Source organism: Burkholderia cepacia (assembly GCF_001718835.1).
GTDB lineage: Bacteria > Pseudomonadota > Gammaproteobacteria > Burkholderiales > Burkholderiaceae > Burkholderia > Burkholderia cepacia_F.
Genome location: NZ_CP013443.1, coordinates 1450587 through 1465405, shown reverse-complemented (window position 1 = coordinate 1465405; position 14819 = coordinate 1450587). Strand labels below are relative to the sequence as shown.

Annotated in this window: 15 protein-coding genes and 1 pseudogene; 5 read left to right on the top strand and 11 right to left on the bottom strand. The window is 69.5% G+C overall.

Annotated features, from left to right (window positions below; genetic code table 11):
* Positions 1-300: 300 nt before the first annotated feature.
* Positions 301-627, top strand: coding sequence for a diguanylate cyclase domain-containing protein (locus WT26_RS38385; RefSeq protein WP_069272771.1), 327 nt, complete (start codon positions 301-303; stop codon positions 625-627).
* Between the two features lie 25 nt (positions 628-652).
* Here the strand turns inward: WT26_RS38385 and WT26_RS10180 are convergent, their stop codons facing one another.
* From WT26_RS10180 to WT26_RS10165, 4 genes are all read right to left on the bottom strand, one after another.
* Positions 653-1129 (bottom strand): hypothetical protein, encoded by a 477-nt coding sequence (locus tag WT26_RS10180; RefSeq protein ID WP_069273728.1) that lies wholly within the window; start codon positions 1127-1129, stop codon positions 653-655.
* A complete protein-coding gene (locus tag WT26_RS10175; RefSeq protein ID WP_069272770.1) occupies positions 1129-2553 on the bottom strand; it encodes a phosphatase PAP2/dual specificity phosphatase family protein in 1425 nt (474 codons plus the stop codon). The genes WT26_RS10180 and WT26_RS10175 overlap by 1 nt, the downstream gene beginning before the upstream one ends.
* Complete coding sequence (locus WT26_RS10170; RefSeq protein ID WP_059526983.1) at positions 2550-4319, bottom strand: bifunctional alpha/beta hydrolase/class I SAM-dependent methyltransferase; 1770 nt, start codon at positions 4317-4319, stop codon at positions 2550-2552. The genes WT26_RS10175 and WT26_RS10170 overlap by 4 nt, the downstream gene beginning before the upstream one ends.
* A gap of 74 nt (positions 4320-4393) precedes the next feature.
* On the bottom strand, positions 4394-4999 hold the full coding sequence (locus tag WT26_RS10165) for a CDP-alcohol phosphatidyltransferase family protein (protein ID WP_069272769.1): 606 nt from the start codon (positions 4997-4999) through the stop codon (positions 4394-4396).
* Positions 5000-5100: 101 nt separating this feature from the next.
* Here WT26_RS10165 and WT26_RS35540 point away from each other — a divergent pair, with 101 nt between their 5' ends.
* The 3 genes from WT26_RS35540 to WT26_RS10155 are packed head-to-tail and all read left to right on the top strand — an operon-like array spanning position 5101 to position 7035.
* Complete coding sequence (locus WT26_RS35540; RefSeq protein ID WP_231130470.1) at positions 5101-5439, top strand: hypothetical protein; 339 nt, start codon at positions 5101-5103, stop codon at positions 5437-5439.
* Positions 5436-6068, top strand: coding sequence for a lysophospholipid acyltransferase family protein (locus tag WT26_RS10160; RefSeq protein WP_069272768.1), 633 nt, complete (start codon positions 5436-5438; stop codon positions 6066-6068). The genes WT26_RS35540 and WT26_RS10160 overlap by 4 nt, the downstream gene beginning before the upstream one ends.
* Positions 6069-6105: 37 nt before the next feature.
* Positions 6106-7035 (top strand): phosphatidate cytidylyltransferase, encoded by a 930-nt coding sequence (locus WT26_RS10155; protein ID WP_059526992.1) that lies wholly within the window; start codon positions 6106-6108, stop codon positions 7033-7035.
* A gap of 47 nt (positions 7036-7082) precedes the next feature.
* Here WT26_RS10155 and WT26_RS10150 read toward each other — a convergent pair whose 3' ends face one another.
* Together WT26_RS10150 and WT26_RS10145 are read right to left on the bottom strand one after the other, a co-directional pair.
* Positions 7083-7886, bottom strand: a complete 804-nt coding sequence (locus tag WT26_RS10150) for a topoisomerase IV (RefSeq protein ID WP_069272767.1) — start codon at positions 7884-7886, stop codon at positions 7083-7085.
* A gap of 268 nt (positions 7887-8154) precedes the next feature.
* Complete coding sequence (locus WT26_RS10145; protein WP_010100391.1) at positions 8155-8664, bottom strand: membrane protein; 510 nt, start codon at positions 8662-8664, stop codon at positions 8155-8157.
* A gap of 188 nt (positions 8665-8852) precedes the next feature.
* Here WT26_RS10145 and WT26_RS10140 point away from each other — a divergent pair.
* Positions 8853-9032, top strand: a pseudogene (locus WT26_RS10140) (LysR substrate-binding domain-containing protein); the annotation flags it as partial.
* 36 nt (positions 9033-9068) lie between these two features.
* Here the strand turns inward: WT26_RS10140 and WT26_RS10135 are convergent.
* The 5 genes from WT26_RS10135 to WT26_RS10115 all read right to left on the bottom strand — a co-directional run bounded on the left by WT26_RS10135 (position 9069) and on the right by WT26_RS10115 (position 14764).
* Positions 9069-9647: a flavin reductase family protein gene (locus tag WT26_RS10135; protein ID WP_069272766.1), complete on the bottom strand. Its 579-nt coding sequence runs from the start codon at positions 9645-9647 to the stop codon at positions 9069-9071.
* A gap of 103 nt (positions 9648-9750) precedes the next feature.
* The gene (locus WT26_RS10130) at positions 9751-10533 is read right to left on the bottom strand and encodes a hypothetical protein (protein ID WP_069272765.1); all 783 of its coding nucleotides are present in this window, start codon (positions 10531-10533) and stop codon (positions 9751-9753) included.
* 62 nt (positions 10534-10595) lie between these two features.
* A complete protein-coding gene (locus WT26_RS10125) occupies positions 10596-13187 on the bottom strand; it encodes a TonB-dependent siderophore receptor (protein ID WP_069272764.1) in 2592 nt (863 codons plus the stop codon).
* A gap of 68 nt (positions 13188-13255) precedes the next feature.
* A complete protein-coding gene (locus WT26_RS10120) occupies positions 13256-14251 on the bottom strand; it encodes a FecR domain-containing protein (protein WP_069272763.1) in 996 nt (331 codons plus the stop codon).
* A 3-nt stretch (positions 14252-14254) separates the two neighbouring features.
* Positions 14255-14764 (bottom strand): sigma-70 family RNA polymerase sigma factor, encoded by a 510-nt coding sequence (locus tag WT26_RS10115; protein ID WP_059527033.1) that lies wholly within the window; start codon positions 14762-14764, stop codon positions 14255-14257.
* Between the last annotated feature and the right edge of the window lie 55 nt (positions 14765-14819).

Genomic DNA, 14819 nt, shown 5'->3' with positions numbered 1-14819 from the left:
ACTATCTCAAAAATAGATTAAAAATTACCCCAGTTCGAACATGCACTGCATGAAAGCCCCGATTCCGGTCAGAAATTCTGCACGCCGTGCATAAGAGGTATGAATTGCGTCGTTGCTGCTGAAGTCGCCAAACGGCACAATGCCGGACGCTGGTGGCGCGGAACGTCTTGCGCGGGCCCTGGTCCGGCAGGCGAGACGGCGGCGGCGAACCCGTTGCAGGCCGCGCGCCTCCGCGCAAGCGGCGCGTATGCTACCGCATTCCGCAGCCGCCCGCCGCGTTTTCTTCGTGGAAAATCAAACTTGTATCAATCCTCAGACATCGCCAACCCGCCCCCGGAAACCCTGCTGCGCATCATTGCCGCCCAGACCGAGATCGCGAAGCTCGGCCTCGACCTCGGCAGCGTGATGGCATACGTGGCCGACCTGATGCCGCGCCTCACGCGGGCGGCCGGCGCGCCGTTCGAGTTCGAAGGCCGGCCGCTCGCGCTCGGCGTCAGCGTCGGGATCGCGCTGCTGCCCGACGACGGCACCGACATGACCGCGCTGATCGAGCATGCGGACCGGGCGATGTATGAGGTGAAGCGGTCGCGGCCGCATCGCGCGCAGCGCGATGATGTGACGGCGTGACGGGCTGACTGCGTGGCGGCGCCCGTCAGGCCAGCACGCGCCAGATCCCCGACGCCGCGATCGCGGCCCCGACGACGAGCCACTGGACGACCGCGATCCATACGCCGGTCCGGCACAGCCCGACCGCGCCGCGCACGCGTGCGTCGAGCGCACGGCCGGCCTTCGATGCGTCGATCCAGCCGAGATCGGCGAGCGCGCGGTCGAGGGCGGCCAGCGCATCGCCGCCGGCGGGCTCCGGCGCCGCCGCTGCCGACACTGCATCGGCCAGCGCGGCGAACAGCCGGCGGTCGATCTCGATCCGCACCGCCACCCACAGCGCCGCGATCCCCGACCCGGTGCTGACGGTCGCGAGCAGCGCCTGCGCGAACGGTGCGGCGCTCCAGCCCGACGCGATCCACCAGCCCGCGCCGGCCGCCACGAGTGCAACGGCGACCGCCCACGCGCCCGCATCGAGCGCGCCGCGCGCGGCGGCGATCCTGAATGGCGCGGACGGGTCGCGCATCATGCGCCCTCCTTCTCCGCTGCCCGGCGATCGATCCAGTGCTGCAGCACGGCCACGCCGTCGTCCGACCACACCGCATGCGGCCGCACCGCGCGCACCGCGGCCAGCGCGTCGCGCGCATCGCCGAACCCGCGTCGCGTTGCCAGCCACGCGGCCGCGCACAGCACGCTGCGCCCGTAGCCGAGCGCACAGCAGACCAGCACGTCGCGCCCTTCCCCGTGCAGGCGTTCGAGTGCCGCGACGGCCTGCGCGAGTTGCGCGGCCGTCGGCGCGACGAGGTCGAGCTGCGGCACCGTCGCATACGCGCACGACGCGTCCGTCGCGGCCCAGCGCGGCATTTCGGCCGTCAGGTCGACGACGCCGGTAAAGCCGTGCCGCCGCAGCTCGCGCGTGGTCGGCGTGCGGCCGATCGACACGCGTTCGTCGATCCGCACCGGCGCCGGCTGCCGGAACGTCCACAGCCGGGAATTGACGAATGCGCCGGCGATCGTCGGCGCGAGCAGCCCTTGCATGAACGGCGGGAACCGGCCGTCGGCGTCCTTCTGGAACGCACCGGGCGCGCCGCGCCGGTAGATCCACGCGACACACGCGAGCGCGAGCGCGACCCACCCTGCCGCCAGCGCCCAGCCGGGCGCGCGCGCGATGCAGGCGAGCGCGAGCAGCGCGACGGCGCCCGCGCCGAGCGCATAACGACGCGCGAGCGCGCGGCTCGCCGCCGAGGGTGCCGTGGAAGGCGCCGCATCGGCGCCCGGCAGCCGGCCTGCGGCATCGCGCAGCGGAAACAGGAACAGCGCGAGGCAGCCGACGGCCACGCCGGTCGGCACGTCGATCGCGTGATGCTGGTAGGTCGTCAGCACCGACACGCCGATCGCCGCGAACCACAGGTGCAGCACGACACGCGCGAGCGTGCCGCGCACGTGCTTCGCATAAACGGCCCACAGCACGACGAGCAGCCCGATGTGCAGCGACGGCGCCTGGTTGAACGGCTTGTCGAACCCCATCAGCAGCGTGAACAGCGCACCGGCCGCGCCGCCCGCGTCGGGCCGCTCGAACCCGAAGCGCAGCGGCCACGCGATGAAGCACGCAACCGATACCAGTTGCACGGTCAACAGCCGTTTCACGTGATCGAGCAGGTCGGCGCGGCGCGTCCAGAACAAGAACGACAGCGCATACAGCAGGTCGATCGACCAGTACGGCACGATCGTCCACGGCACGAACGGGATCGCGTGCTCCCAGCCGAACGCGAAGGTCGGTACGGCCGCGCGGCGCGCGGCGAGCCAGTTCGCGAAGCCGTAGGTCGAGAAGAACACGGCGCCCATCACCGCGAGCCAGCCGAGACGCAGCGCGAACGACGCGTCGCGTGCGCCGGCCGCCGACGCCTGCGCCGCCAGGCCGCGCGCGTCGTCGCCGCCGAATTCGCTCATGACGCGTCGACCCGCTGCGCGAGGCTGACCGTGAAGATGCCCATTTCGTCGATCCGCTGGTCGAGCTTGCGGAACCCCGCGCGCGCGACGAGTTCGTCCATCTCGGCCTGCGAGCGGCGGCGCATCACCCAGGTCGCCTCGCCGCGGTGATTGTTCAGCGCGCGCGCGATGAATTCGAGCTGCGGATGCCACGGCTGCCCCGTATAGACGAGATAACCGCCCGGCGGCACGGCCTGCGCGAGCCCGCGCAGCGAACGCTCGATCAGCGCGTTCTCGCCGAACAGTTCATAGAGGCCCGACACGATCGCGAGCGTCGGACGCGGCTCGAGTGCCGCGAGCGATGCCTCGTCGAATGCGTCGCCGCGCTCGAAGCGCGCGATCGGCTCGAGGCCGCGCTGCGCGATCAGCACGCGCCCGGCCTCGACGTTCGGCGGGCTGTAGTCGCGCAGCGTGATGTCGTCGGGCGCCGCGCCGTCGCGCTCGGCGGCCGATGCGATCGCGTCGAGCACGTAGCGCCCGTGCCCGGCGGCGATGTCGACGATCCGCACCGGCGTGCCGTGGCCGCGCAGGCGGCCGATCGCCGCGCCGATCAGCTCCTGCAGATGCACCTTGCGCTGGCGGATGCCGACCCAGCCCGGCGAATCGAGATACGTGCGGTCGATCAGCGCGCCGACGCCGAGCCGCCCCTGCGCGCGGTTGCGGTACACGTAATCGAGCGTCGAGCCCGAATCGAAACCGAGCCGCAGCCCGAGCGCGATACCGTCCGACAGCGCGCCGCCGGCCTTCAGGCCGGCCCGCGTGAGCGCCCAGTACGCACGCGCGAACGCGTTCGCGGGCGGGCGGCCGAGCGCCGCGTATTCGTCGTGGAACGCGCCGCGCCGGTCGGCATCGGCGAGCGACACGCGCGGGCTCGGCGCATCGAATTCGCGCAGCACGAACGCGCGCAGCGGCGCAAGCGCCTGCGCGCGATCGCGTTCGCCGAGCGTGTCGTGATAGAAGCCCGGCAACACGATGCGCTCCTTGCGCGCGGCGCCGAGGCGTTCGAAGAAGCGGTCCTGCGGGCCGCGATGCACGACCCAGTCGGCGCCCGAGATCAGCAGCTGCGTCGGCACGGTGATCGCGGCCGCATCGGCGACGATCCGCTGCGCGGTGTCGTGCAGGTCGAGCAGCATGTTGACCGCGATCGGCCGCGTGATCAGCGGATCGGACGCATAACTCGCGATCCGCTCGGGATCGTGCGTGAGGAATTTCGGCTTCACGTAGCTGTTCACGTAGAACAGCCCGCGCAGCTTGTGCATCAGCCGCAGGCCCGGCCGCGCGAACGGCACGTAGAGCTTGATGTGAAATGCCGGCGACGCGACGACGAGCGCGCGGATCGGCGGCGCGTAGTCGTGCACCCAGGTGGCCGCGAGCACCGCGCCGACGCTCTGGCCGACCACGGCCATGTCCTCGATCGCGATGCCGTGCGTGTCGCGGATATGTTCGACGAAGGTCTGCAGGTCGCGTACCGACGCGGCCGCGCTCGGGCTGTAGCCGCGCGCGCCGGGCGAGCGGCCGTGGCCGCGCGCATCCCACGCGAAGAACGCGAAATCCGGCAGGTCGAGCTCGTCGACGAGATGCGCGACGCGCGCCGAATGTTCGTGGCCGCGATGCAGCAGCACGATGGCGCCGCGGCAGCGCGGGCCCGTTGCGGGCCAGTGACGATAGAACAGCGTTTCGCCGTCGTGCGTGATGAAGTCGGCCTCACGTGCCGTGCGTGCGCTCATGTATTTTTCTCTCGTTTCGTTATTCGAATCAATTCGGCGCCGCCCTCCGACGCCGCTCCCCGGCGCTGCCCGGGTCAGCCGCCCGCTTCGGCGACGCCGGCCTGCACGCGCCGCACCACGGTCACGATCGACAGCACGATCAGCAGCCGCCACAGCCATGCGGCGACGCCGCCGACCGGAAACCCGAGCCCGATCCACAGCGCGAACGCGCCGAGGGCGAGCGCGCGGTCGCTCTTGCCGAACGGGCCGTCGTAGCGGCGGCTCACGCCGACCAGCGGGCCGATCAGCCCCGCGCATTCGACGATCACCGCCGTCAGCGCGAACAGCCAGACGTCTGCCGGAGCGAACGCCGGAATCGCGAGAAACGGCAGCACCAGCGCGACATCGGACACGACGTCGCCGAGTTCGTTCAGGTACGCGCCGAGCGTGCTCTTCTGGTTGTGCTCGCGCGCGAGCATCCCGTCAATCGCATTGAGCGCCATCCGCACGAACAGCCACAGCGGGATCAGCAGGAACAGCGCGCGGGCAAATACGCCAAGGCCGGCGAGCGCGCCGACGACGATCGAGCCGCCGGCCGCGAACAGCGTGACCTGGTTGGCCGTGACGCCGCGCTCGGCGAGCGAGTTCGCGAACGGGCGCAGACGATTCTGGAATTTGGGTTTGAGTGCGTAGAGGCTCATCGTTTTATTCGCACGGCTTGCGGGACGTCTTCGCCGGTCGTGCCCCGGACGGCGGAGAGGTCGCATCAATGGACGGCCCTAATCGTCGCCGAGCGGCCATCGTGCGTCAAGCATCCCGAACGGTGTCGCGCGACGCCCGACGCCGCGGGCCGCGGCGCGGCATTCTGGTGTTTTTCGTGGAAACTCGCGATAATCCGCTGGCCCGAATGCCGCGCCACCTCGTGCCCGCCGCATTCGCGCACCTGTCCAATAGCGGTCATTCACGCCGTTCATCGCGGCCTCCGCCGATCATCGCGAACCTGCGACAGGCAGCCACGAATTTGAAAAAATTTAAACAAGGGCCGTCCGGCGCGCCACGCAGCGCGCCGGCATTCCGGGAACCTGCCCGCCGCAGCGATGCGGCGCGGCAGGCATGCGAACAGGAGGCGCGGCGCCGATGAACATCCTGCATGCTTGCCAACGCGACTTCCTGCTGTCCATCGTGCGGCTCGTCGCCGGCGCGTATCCGGTCTGGCATCAGGCGCCGCCGTCCCCCACGCAGAAGATCTACTTCTCGAACCACACGAGCCACATCGACACGCTCGCGATCCTCGCCGCGCTGCCGCGCGACGTGCGCGCGGTCGTGCGGCCCGTCGCCGCGCGCGACTACTGGGACAGCAGCGACGCGAAGCGCCACATCGCGCAGAAGCTGCTGAACGTCGTGCTGATCGATCGCCACCGGGAATCCGGCGGCGACCCGCTCGACCCCGTGCGCGACGCGCTCCGGCAAGGCCATTCGATCATCATCTTCCCGGAAGGCACGCGCGGCGCCGAGGTCCTGCCGCAACCGTTCAAGAGCGGACTGTTCCACCTCGCGACCGAGTTTCCGGACGTCGCGCTCGCGCCCGTCTATCTCGAGAACCTGCAGCGGATCATGCCGAAGGGTGCGATCTGGCCGGTGCCGCTGATCTGCAAGGTGCACTTCGGCGCGAACGATGCGCTCGGCGCCCAGGAAGACAAGCCGACGTTCCTCGCCCGCATGCGCGACGCGGTCGTCGCGCTCGCGCCGCCGCAGCGGCCGGCCGGCTGAACACGGCCCCCTCCTTTCCCTTCTCCGGATATCCCCCATGCGAACTCTCTTCTGGGAACTGGTCGCGGGCGTCACGGGCGTGCTCGTCATCGCCACCGTGATCGGCGCGATCCTCGGCGCGCGCAGCGGCGGCACGAGCGCGACCATCGTCAACCTGAACCAGCGCATCCGTGCGTGGTGGGCGATGATCGCGATCATGGTCATCGCGATCAGCCTCGGCAACAACGTCACGTATCTCGTGTTCGCGGTGCTGTCCTACCTGACGCTGCGCGAATTCATCACGCTCACGCCGACGACCGCGAGCGACCACACGACGCTGTTCATCGCGTTCTTCGTCGCGATCCCCGTGCAATACCTGCTGCTCGGGATCGACTGGTACGGGATGTATTCGATCTTCGTGCCCGTGCACCTGTTCTTCGCGATGTCGCTCGTGTCGGCGCTCACGCAGGACACGCGCGAATTCCTGAGCCGCAACGCGAAGATCAACTGGGCGCTGATGGTGTGCGTGTACGGGCTGAGCCACGCGCCGGCCGTGCTGATCCTCGACATTCCGCGCTACACGGGACAGAACGCGCTGCTGCTGTTCTTCTTCCTGTTCGTCGTGCAGATCAGCGACGTGCTGCAGTATGTCGTCGGCAAGCTGTTCGGGCGCCGCAAGATCGCGCCGCAGCTGTCGCCGTCCAAGACGATCGAGGGTTTCGTCGGCGGCGGGCTGCTCGCGACGCTGTGCGGCGCGTCGCTGTATCGCGTGACGCCGTTCAGTTTCGGCGCCGCGTTCGGGATCTCGCTCGCGATCGTGATCGCGGGCTTCGTCGGCGGCCTCGTGCTGTCGGCCGTCAAGCGCTCGCTCGGCACCAAGGACTGGGGCTCGATGATCGCCGGCCACGGCGGGATGCTCGATCGCGTCGACTCGATCTGCTTCGCCGCGCCGGTGTTCTTCCACCTCGTGCGGTATCTGTACGTGTGACGCTCGGGCGGCACGACGTGCCGCCTCGCGTGACGCGCACACCCGGCTCAATACCCTTCCTGCAACGCCTTCGGCACCACGTAGCGGCCGCGCGCCGCGTCGAACTTCACCGTGTAGCGCGCGCGGATCTCCTTGTCGCCGCGCGAGCCCGTTTCCGTCACCGTCAACGGATAGACGTCGTCGCTGCTGCTCGTATCGGGCGTGATCTCGAAGCGCCGCGCCTCGCAATGCGCCTTCGCATTCGCGCAGTCGTTCGACGCTGAATTGTCGAGCGCTTCGTCGATGCGCGGCGCCGCCTCGACGATCGCGTTGCCGACCGGCAGCCAGATGCTGCGCATGCTCATCGTATAGCCCTGCAGCGTGACGCCGTCGTTCAGGACGAAGCCGAACAGATGCGGCCCGAGACGCTGGATGCTCACTACGCCCGGCTCGCCGTAGTTGCCCGACGCGATGTCGGTCTTCGCGATCACCGGCGCCAGCGCATTGCCGTCCCGCACGGGCTTCAGCACGTACAGGTCGACCGCACCCGCATCGCCCTGGGAATCCGTGCGCGGCGTGCCGTTCTGCATGCTGGCGGAGGTTGCGCCGCACATCGCGAGCAGATAGCGCGGGCCGTCCGGCGTGCTCACGCGCAGCGACGCGCACGGCTGGTAGACGTTGTCGCCGTCGACGGGCTGCCAGCCCTTGCGATCGGCTCGCCACTTGCCGTAGGTGTCGCTGATGAAGCCCTTCAGCAAGCGGTCGGGGGGCGTAGCGTCGGCCGCATGCGCGGCTTCGGCCGGCAGTGCGGCGCACAGGCCGCAGCCGGCAATCGTCAGCAGTCGGCTGACGCGGCGGAAAGTCGAGGTCATCTGAAAAGCGGGCCCGTCGGAGTGTCGTTGTTCTTTCTGTTGGCGCAGCCGTCGGCAGTGCCATCCCGGAATCGCGATAGCTTATCAGGGTGGCGTGCCGGATCGACGGGCGCGATGGGTAGTCACTCGGGCTGGCGCACACGCATGCGGCGGCCGATCGCGCGCCGGTCAGGCGCCGGCGCGCGCAAAAGCGGCGCGGTCGGCACGCGCGCCGCCACGCCGCGTCATCGCGCAATTAGGCGCGCCATCGAGCGCGCCGCCCTGTGGCTCAAGGAAACGCCGGGATCGTCGGGTCGTGTCCTTCGACGTCCGCTTCCGGATGGTGCTTCTTGATCAGCGCCTCGATTTCGTCGACGCGATCGGTCTTGACGTCCACCATCAGCAGCAGCTCGCCCTTCTCGACCGCGCCTTCAAAGCGCTTCAGGCGCGTATTCGGCACGTCGACGCCGATCATCGTCGCGGTCCACGCGCCGAACCCGGCGCTGAGCAGCGTGATCAGCACGACGGCGCCCGCGCCGAACTTCAGCCCTTCCGGATGAAACACCAGCGCGGCGAGCCCGACCACCATCCCCACCAGCCAGCCGACCAGCGTGCCGCGCCCGAGCGCCGGCAGCAGGTCGCTGCGCTGCGCGAGTGTAGCCGGCGGCAGGTTGTCGGTTTTCACGCCCGGCGCCGCCAGCACATGGACATGCCGCCATTCGACTCGTTTGAGCAATAACTCGTCGATGATCCGCGTCGCACTCTTCGCGTTGGGCAACAACACGTAGATTCTTCGCATTTCCCGCCCCTCCTTCCCATGCCCGCGAACGGCCGCGACACATGCGTCACGGCGCGCCACGCCGGAGCATGCGCTACCGCGGGCCGCGGTCCTTTCATATTAGTCGCTATCCCTGCCCGCGGCGGTCCTCGTCAATCCGGCCAGCAGCGGTACGATCGCCGTTTCGCTCGATGACGGGGTCGGAGCGCGGCGTGACGATCCTGCCCGCGACGGCACGCGAGGTGCTGACCGAACCGGCGCTCGTCGCGAAGCCGATCGACGATCCCGCGTTCGTGCGGCCGATCGCGTTGATCCGCAAACGCGGACGCACGCTGCCGCGTGTCGCGGAAGCGTTCGTCGCGTTGATATTGCGGTGTTGCGGGAATTGAAGTGAGTAAGGTGTCGGCGTCAGCCGGCCCGCTGCGTCATTGCGCGTCGACCGACAGCGCCTCGCCGATCGCGTAGAAATTGCCGCCCGCGATGTAATGCAGGCTGCGCAGTGCCGGATCGGCCGATTCGAAATACCAGTGACCGTCGCGGAACACGCGCGTGTCGGACCACGCCGCGACCACCTCGCCGATGAACAGGTCGTAGGTCTGCTGGTTGTGCGGCTCGGGAACCAGCCGGCACGCGAGCCAGCCCGAGCAGCCGGCGACGAACGGCAGGTCGTGGCCGTCGACGTCGAACAGCGTGACGCCCGCCTCGCGCAGCTTGTCCGGCCGCTCCGCGAGACTGTGGTTGCCGACCGCATGCGTGAGCCGGATCTGGGCGGCCGTCGGCACCTGGATCACGAACGTGCCGCTGCGCTCGACGAGCTCGCGCGTCTTCGCGGACTTGTCGAGCACGACCGTCAGCTTCGGCGGCAGGAAGTCCAGCGCGCACGCCCACGCGGCGGCCATCACGTTGTCGACGCCGTCGTGGCGGGCCGACACCAGCACGGTCGGGCCGTGGTTGAGGAGACGGTAGGCTTTCTTCAGCTCCACCGGAGCGATGTGACTGTCCATACGGATTCTCTCGAAGCGATGCGGTGAACGCCCGCATTCTCGCACCCAATGGACTCGGCGGATCGAATCCACCTGCTTGCTTCGCGTGTATTCGCTCTCGGTGTCAGCGCCGCCCGGCGGCCCAGTCGACCGCCGCATCGAACAGCGCGACACCGGCCGGCGACAGGTTCGCGAACGTGTCGTTGTCGAGGAAGAACATCACGCGGCGCGCCGGCGCGAGCGCTTCGTAGTCCATCGTCGCGCCCTTCTCGTACGCGAAGATCGCGGCCTTGTCGGGTTGGCCGTACACGGTCGCGATCGTGATCGCGCCGAGCCCCGGCCTGCCCCAGCTCATCGGTGCCTGCTTGCCGTACACGTTGGTCGCGCCGGCCGGCAACCCGGCCGAGATCGGGTGCGGCGCGTTGACGAGCCACAGGTAACGCTCCTTGCCCGTTTCGCCGAAGTCGACGTCGTGACGCTTGCCCGTCATCGCGAGATCGTCGAGCAGGTCGTTTTCCCACGTGACGAGCGGCTTGTCGAGCGTGCGCCAGCCGGGCCGCACGTTCTTCGACGACACCGTCGACGAGATCACGACGAGGTCGGCGTCGCGCGCCGCGTCGGGCGTCGAGGATTCGTCGATCAGGCGCACCGCGTAGCCGCGCGTTTCCAGATGCGCGCCGACGCGCTCGTCGACCTTCAGGTTCGGGCCGCGCAGCTGCACGAGCATCGCGACGCGCGTGACGGCGGCCTGCGTGTCGGCCGCGGCGGTCGCGGTGGCCGCGGTGGCCGGCGCAATGCCCGCGACGCTCATCCCCAGCGCGAGCACGCCGCTCGCGAGCGCACGAAGTGCGCCGCGCCGTGCACGCGACGGGCCGCGCATCGATTCGTTCTTCAGGTTCGTGTTCATTGCGATGTTCTCCAGTTCCGCGCGACAAACCGCGCGGCAAATCGGTCATACGTCGTCCGGAATCAGAACTGCAGCGTGGTGAGCAGCGACACCTGTCGCGCATCGCCGATCGCGACGAAATAGCGGTTCGCGCTCGACGGGTAATAGGTGCGATTGAAGAGGTTCTTCACGTTGAGCTGGAACGACAGCTTCTGCTTGCCGATCCGCGTGTCGTACGTCGCGAACGCGTCGGCGAGCACGTACGACGGCAGCGTGAAGCTGTTCGCCGAATCGCCCGGCCGCGCGCCGACGTAGCGCACGTCCGCGCCGATGCGCAGGTCGTCGCCGCCGGCCAGCGTGCCGAAATCGTAGACGGCCGCGAGCGACGCCGTATGGCGCGCGACGTTCCACAGCTGGTTGCCCGCATAAAGCGGATCCTCGGTCGTCTTCGCGTCGATGTACGCGTAGCTCGCGATCACGTTCACGCGCTCGCCGATCCGGCCCGACACGTCGAGCTCGATCCCCCGCGAGCGCGCCCTGCCCGATGTGCGCCAGTCGGTCAGCTTGGTCGCGTCGTTGTATTGCGACACGAGCACGTTCTTCTTGTCGATGTTGAAGAATGCCAGCGTGCCCGTCATCCCGCCCGGCAGGTCGAGCTTGCCGCCCACTTCCCACGCGGTCGCTTCCTCGGGCGGCGTCGCGCCGTCGATGATGTAACCCGTCATCGGCGCGATCGACGAAGACGGCTTCAGCGATTGCGAATAGCTGCCGTACAGCGAGAACGTATCGGTCCACTTGTAGACGACGCCCGCGCGCGGCAGCCACTTCGAGCCGCTGAGATCGGTGTTCGCGGTGAACGGCCGGCCGCGCCCCGCGACCTGGTTGTACGTGATGTAGCGCAGCCCGCCCGACACGATCCACTTGTCGGTCAGGTGGATCGTGTCCTGCACGAATGCGGACGCATCGTGCAGCGTGTCGGTCTGGTCGCTGTCGCTCGCGGACACCGTGCTCGACGGCGGCAGCAGCCCGTAGACGGGATCGACATAGCTGAACGGCGTCTTCACGGCCTGCCGCAGCATGTCCTTGCGGTAGATGCGACGGTATTCGGTATCGAAGCCGACCTGCACGTCGTGCCGCATCCCGCCGAGCGTCAGCCTGCCGTTCACGTAGCCGATCCCGTAGCTGTCGGTGCTGAGCGAGCCGTGCGTCGCATCGTTGCTGCGCGACAGCGTGCCCTTCACCGGATCGACGCCCGTCGTGCGCAACTGGTTCGCGTCGTAGGTCTCGCGGTTGTAGCTGTAGCCGACATGCGCGCTCCAGTCCGCGTTGAACTGGTGATCGACGCTCAGCTGCGCGACGTGCGATTCGCCGTCCATGTTGTTGAACGGCTCGTCGAGGCGCCGCCGCGCGGGAATGTCGAGCGGCGCGTTGGTACGCGGGTCGAGCGCCGTGCCGCGATCGAACGGCGAATGGAAGCTGCGGTACTGGTAGGACACCGCGACCTGCGTATCGCGGCCGTACCACGCGAGCGACGGCGCGACGAAGGTCTGCCGGTATTCGCCGAAGTTGCGCCAGTACTGCTCGTTCGACTGGTCGACGATCAGCCGGTACGCGAGCCGCGAATCGCCGACCGGCCCCGTCGAATCGAAAGTCGCGCTGCCGCCGTTCTTGCCGTGACCGTAGGTTGCGCCGCCGACCGACACCGCGCTGTAGCGCGTGAGCTGCGGCTGCTTGGTGACGACGTTGACCACGCCGCCGGGGTCCATCAGCCCGTACAGCAGCGAAGTCGGCCCCTTCAGCACCTCGACGCTGTCGACCGCCGCGTTGAACGCGCGCCCCTGCACGAGCGGCATCCCGTTCTGCATGACCGAGCCGTCGCGATTGCCGCCGAAGCCGCGCTTCATGATCGTGTCCTGCGTGCCCGCGAGCGTGTTGCCCTGCGTGATGCCGCTGACGTTGCCGAGCGCGTCGTCCAGATTGCGCGGACGCTGGTCGCGCAGCACCTGCGCCGGCACGATGTTGACGGCCTGTGCGGTGTCGAGCAGCGGGATGTCGGAGCGCAGTACGCCCGCCTCCTTCGGCGCGCGATAGCTTTCCGCGCGGATCGCGCTGCTGCGCACCGCGATCGTCGGCAGTTCCGCGCCGTCGGCAGCCGGCTGGGCGGCCGCCTTGCCCGCGCGCTGCAGCGTGTAGCCGCCGCCGGGCTGCCGCAACGCGACGAGGCCCGTGCCCGCCAGCAGGCGGTCGAGCGCACCGTCGGCGTCGAAGCGGCCCTGCACGCCGCCGCTCGTCAGGCCGGCCGTCAGCTCGGCCGGAAACGCGAGCAGGATGCCCGCGTCGCGGCCGAACCGGTTCAGCGCCGCCTCGAGCGGCCCGGCCGGCACGTCGAATGGCCGGCGCGATGCGTTCTGCGCGGTTGCGGGCGCGGTGTCGGCCAGCGCGGGCAGCGGCAGCAGCGCGGACATCAGGACGGCACCGGCCAGCCGGCGAACGAGGCTGCGCGGCATAGTGGATGCGGCGGGTGCGGCGGATGCGGCGGATGCGGCAATGGCGGCCGCACGCGGGCGCGGCGGCTGGGAGCGGAGGGCTGCCGGTCGGCGGCGGGCAAGACGACGAGTGGAAGGCATGATCGAGGTGTGGATAGGCAATGGGCCAGTGCTGCTTTCATTACCCATGTCACGCGAACATCGAGAAACAGCTCAGGTCGGCGGAAAATTTCTTCAGCGCGTTTTTTCCGGGCGGCTCACGAACCAGCCCGCACGACGGTCGCCCAGTAGCGGGTCGCATACGCGACGTCGATCGGCAATGTCGCCTTCAGCGTATCGAGCACGCGATCGGCGTCGTCGACCGGAAACGTGCCGGACACCCGCAAGTCCGCGACGGACGCGTCGCAGCGCAGGCTGCCGCGGCGATGGCGGTCGAGCTCGGCGACGAGGTCGGCCAGCCGCATGCGCGACGCGACCAGCATGCCGCCCGTCCACGCGGACGCATACGCGTCGAGCGGCGCGCTCGCGCCGATCGCATCGCGCGTGAAATCGGCGCCCTCTCCGGCCGCGATCACGCGCGCGCCGACCGACGCGCCGTACGGCTGCACGCGCACCGCGCCGGCAAACACCTCGATGCGACTCGCGCCATCGCGCTGCCGCACCGCGAAGCGTGTGCCGAGCGGCCGAAGTTCGCCCTCGTCGGTCGCGACGACGAGCGGCCGCGCGGGCACGCGATCGTCGTGGCCGCTCGTCACCATGATCGTGCCGCGCAGCAGGCGCAGGCGGCGCGCGGCGGCGTCGAAGCGCACGTCGAGCGCCGTGTCGGTATCGAGGACGACGACCGTGCGGTCGGCGAGCGTCACCGTGCGCCGCTCGCCGACAGCGGTGCGCAGGTCGGCGTGCCGGACCGCCCAGTGCCCCCAGTGTCGATACGGATCGGCCATCCATGCGGCGCCGCCCGCGAACAGCAGCACGGCCAGCGCCTTCGCGGCCGCGCGGCGGCGGCCCGCACGCGGCGACAGCAGCGCCGCGTGCGCGGCCTGCGGGTCGAGGCCGCCGGCCAGCCGGTTCAGCCGGCCGTGCACGGCCTCGATGTGGCGCCATGCGGCGTCGTGGCTCGCGTCCGCCGCGCGCCACCGCGCGAGGTCGGTCGCGAACGCGTCGTCCGTGTTGCCGGCCTGCCGGTCGACCCACCATTCGACCGCGCGACGCGCAACCTGCGGCGGCACCGCCGGCGCTCCCGGGGCAGCCATCGGTCAGGCCGCCATCGCGAAGAAGCACTGCGTGCCGGCTTTCACGAGATAGCGCTTCACCGTCGCGAGCGACACGCCGAGTTCGCGCGCGATCTCGGCCTGCTTGAGCCCGTCGAGTTGCGCGAGCAGGAACGCACGCTTCGCCGCGAGCGGCAGGCCGTCGAGCAGCCGGTCGATTTCGAGCAGCGTCTCGAGCACGACGGCCCGCTCCTCCGGCGACGGCGCATACGCTTCGGGGCGCTGCGCAAGCGCATCGAGATACGCGCGCTCGATCTGCTCGCGCCGCCAGTGGTTGCTCAGCACGCGCTGCGCGACCGTGGTCAGGAACGCACGTGGCTCGTCGGCGCCGATCGGCTCGTCGCGTGCGAGCAGGCGCAGGAAGGTGTCGTGCGCCAGGTCGGCCGCGCGGTGCGCGCAACCGAGCTTCCGGCTCAACCAGCCGCGCAGCCACGCGTGGTGGCCGGTATAGAGGGCGTCGATTTCTCGATGGAGAGACAGCTGGTCAGCAGACATGGCCGGGTTCCGGGCGCGGGCGCGCGATCACATTTGCAAATGAGAATGATTATTA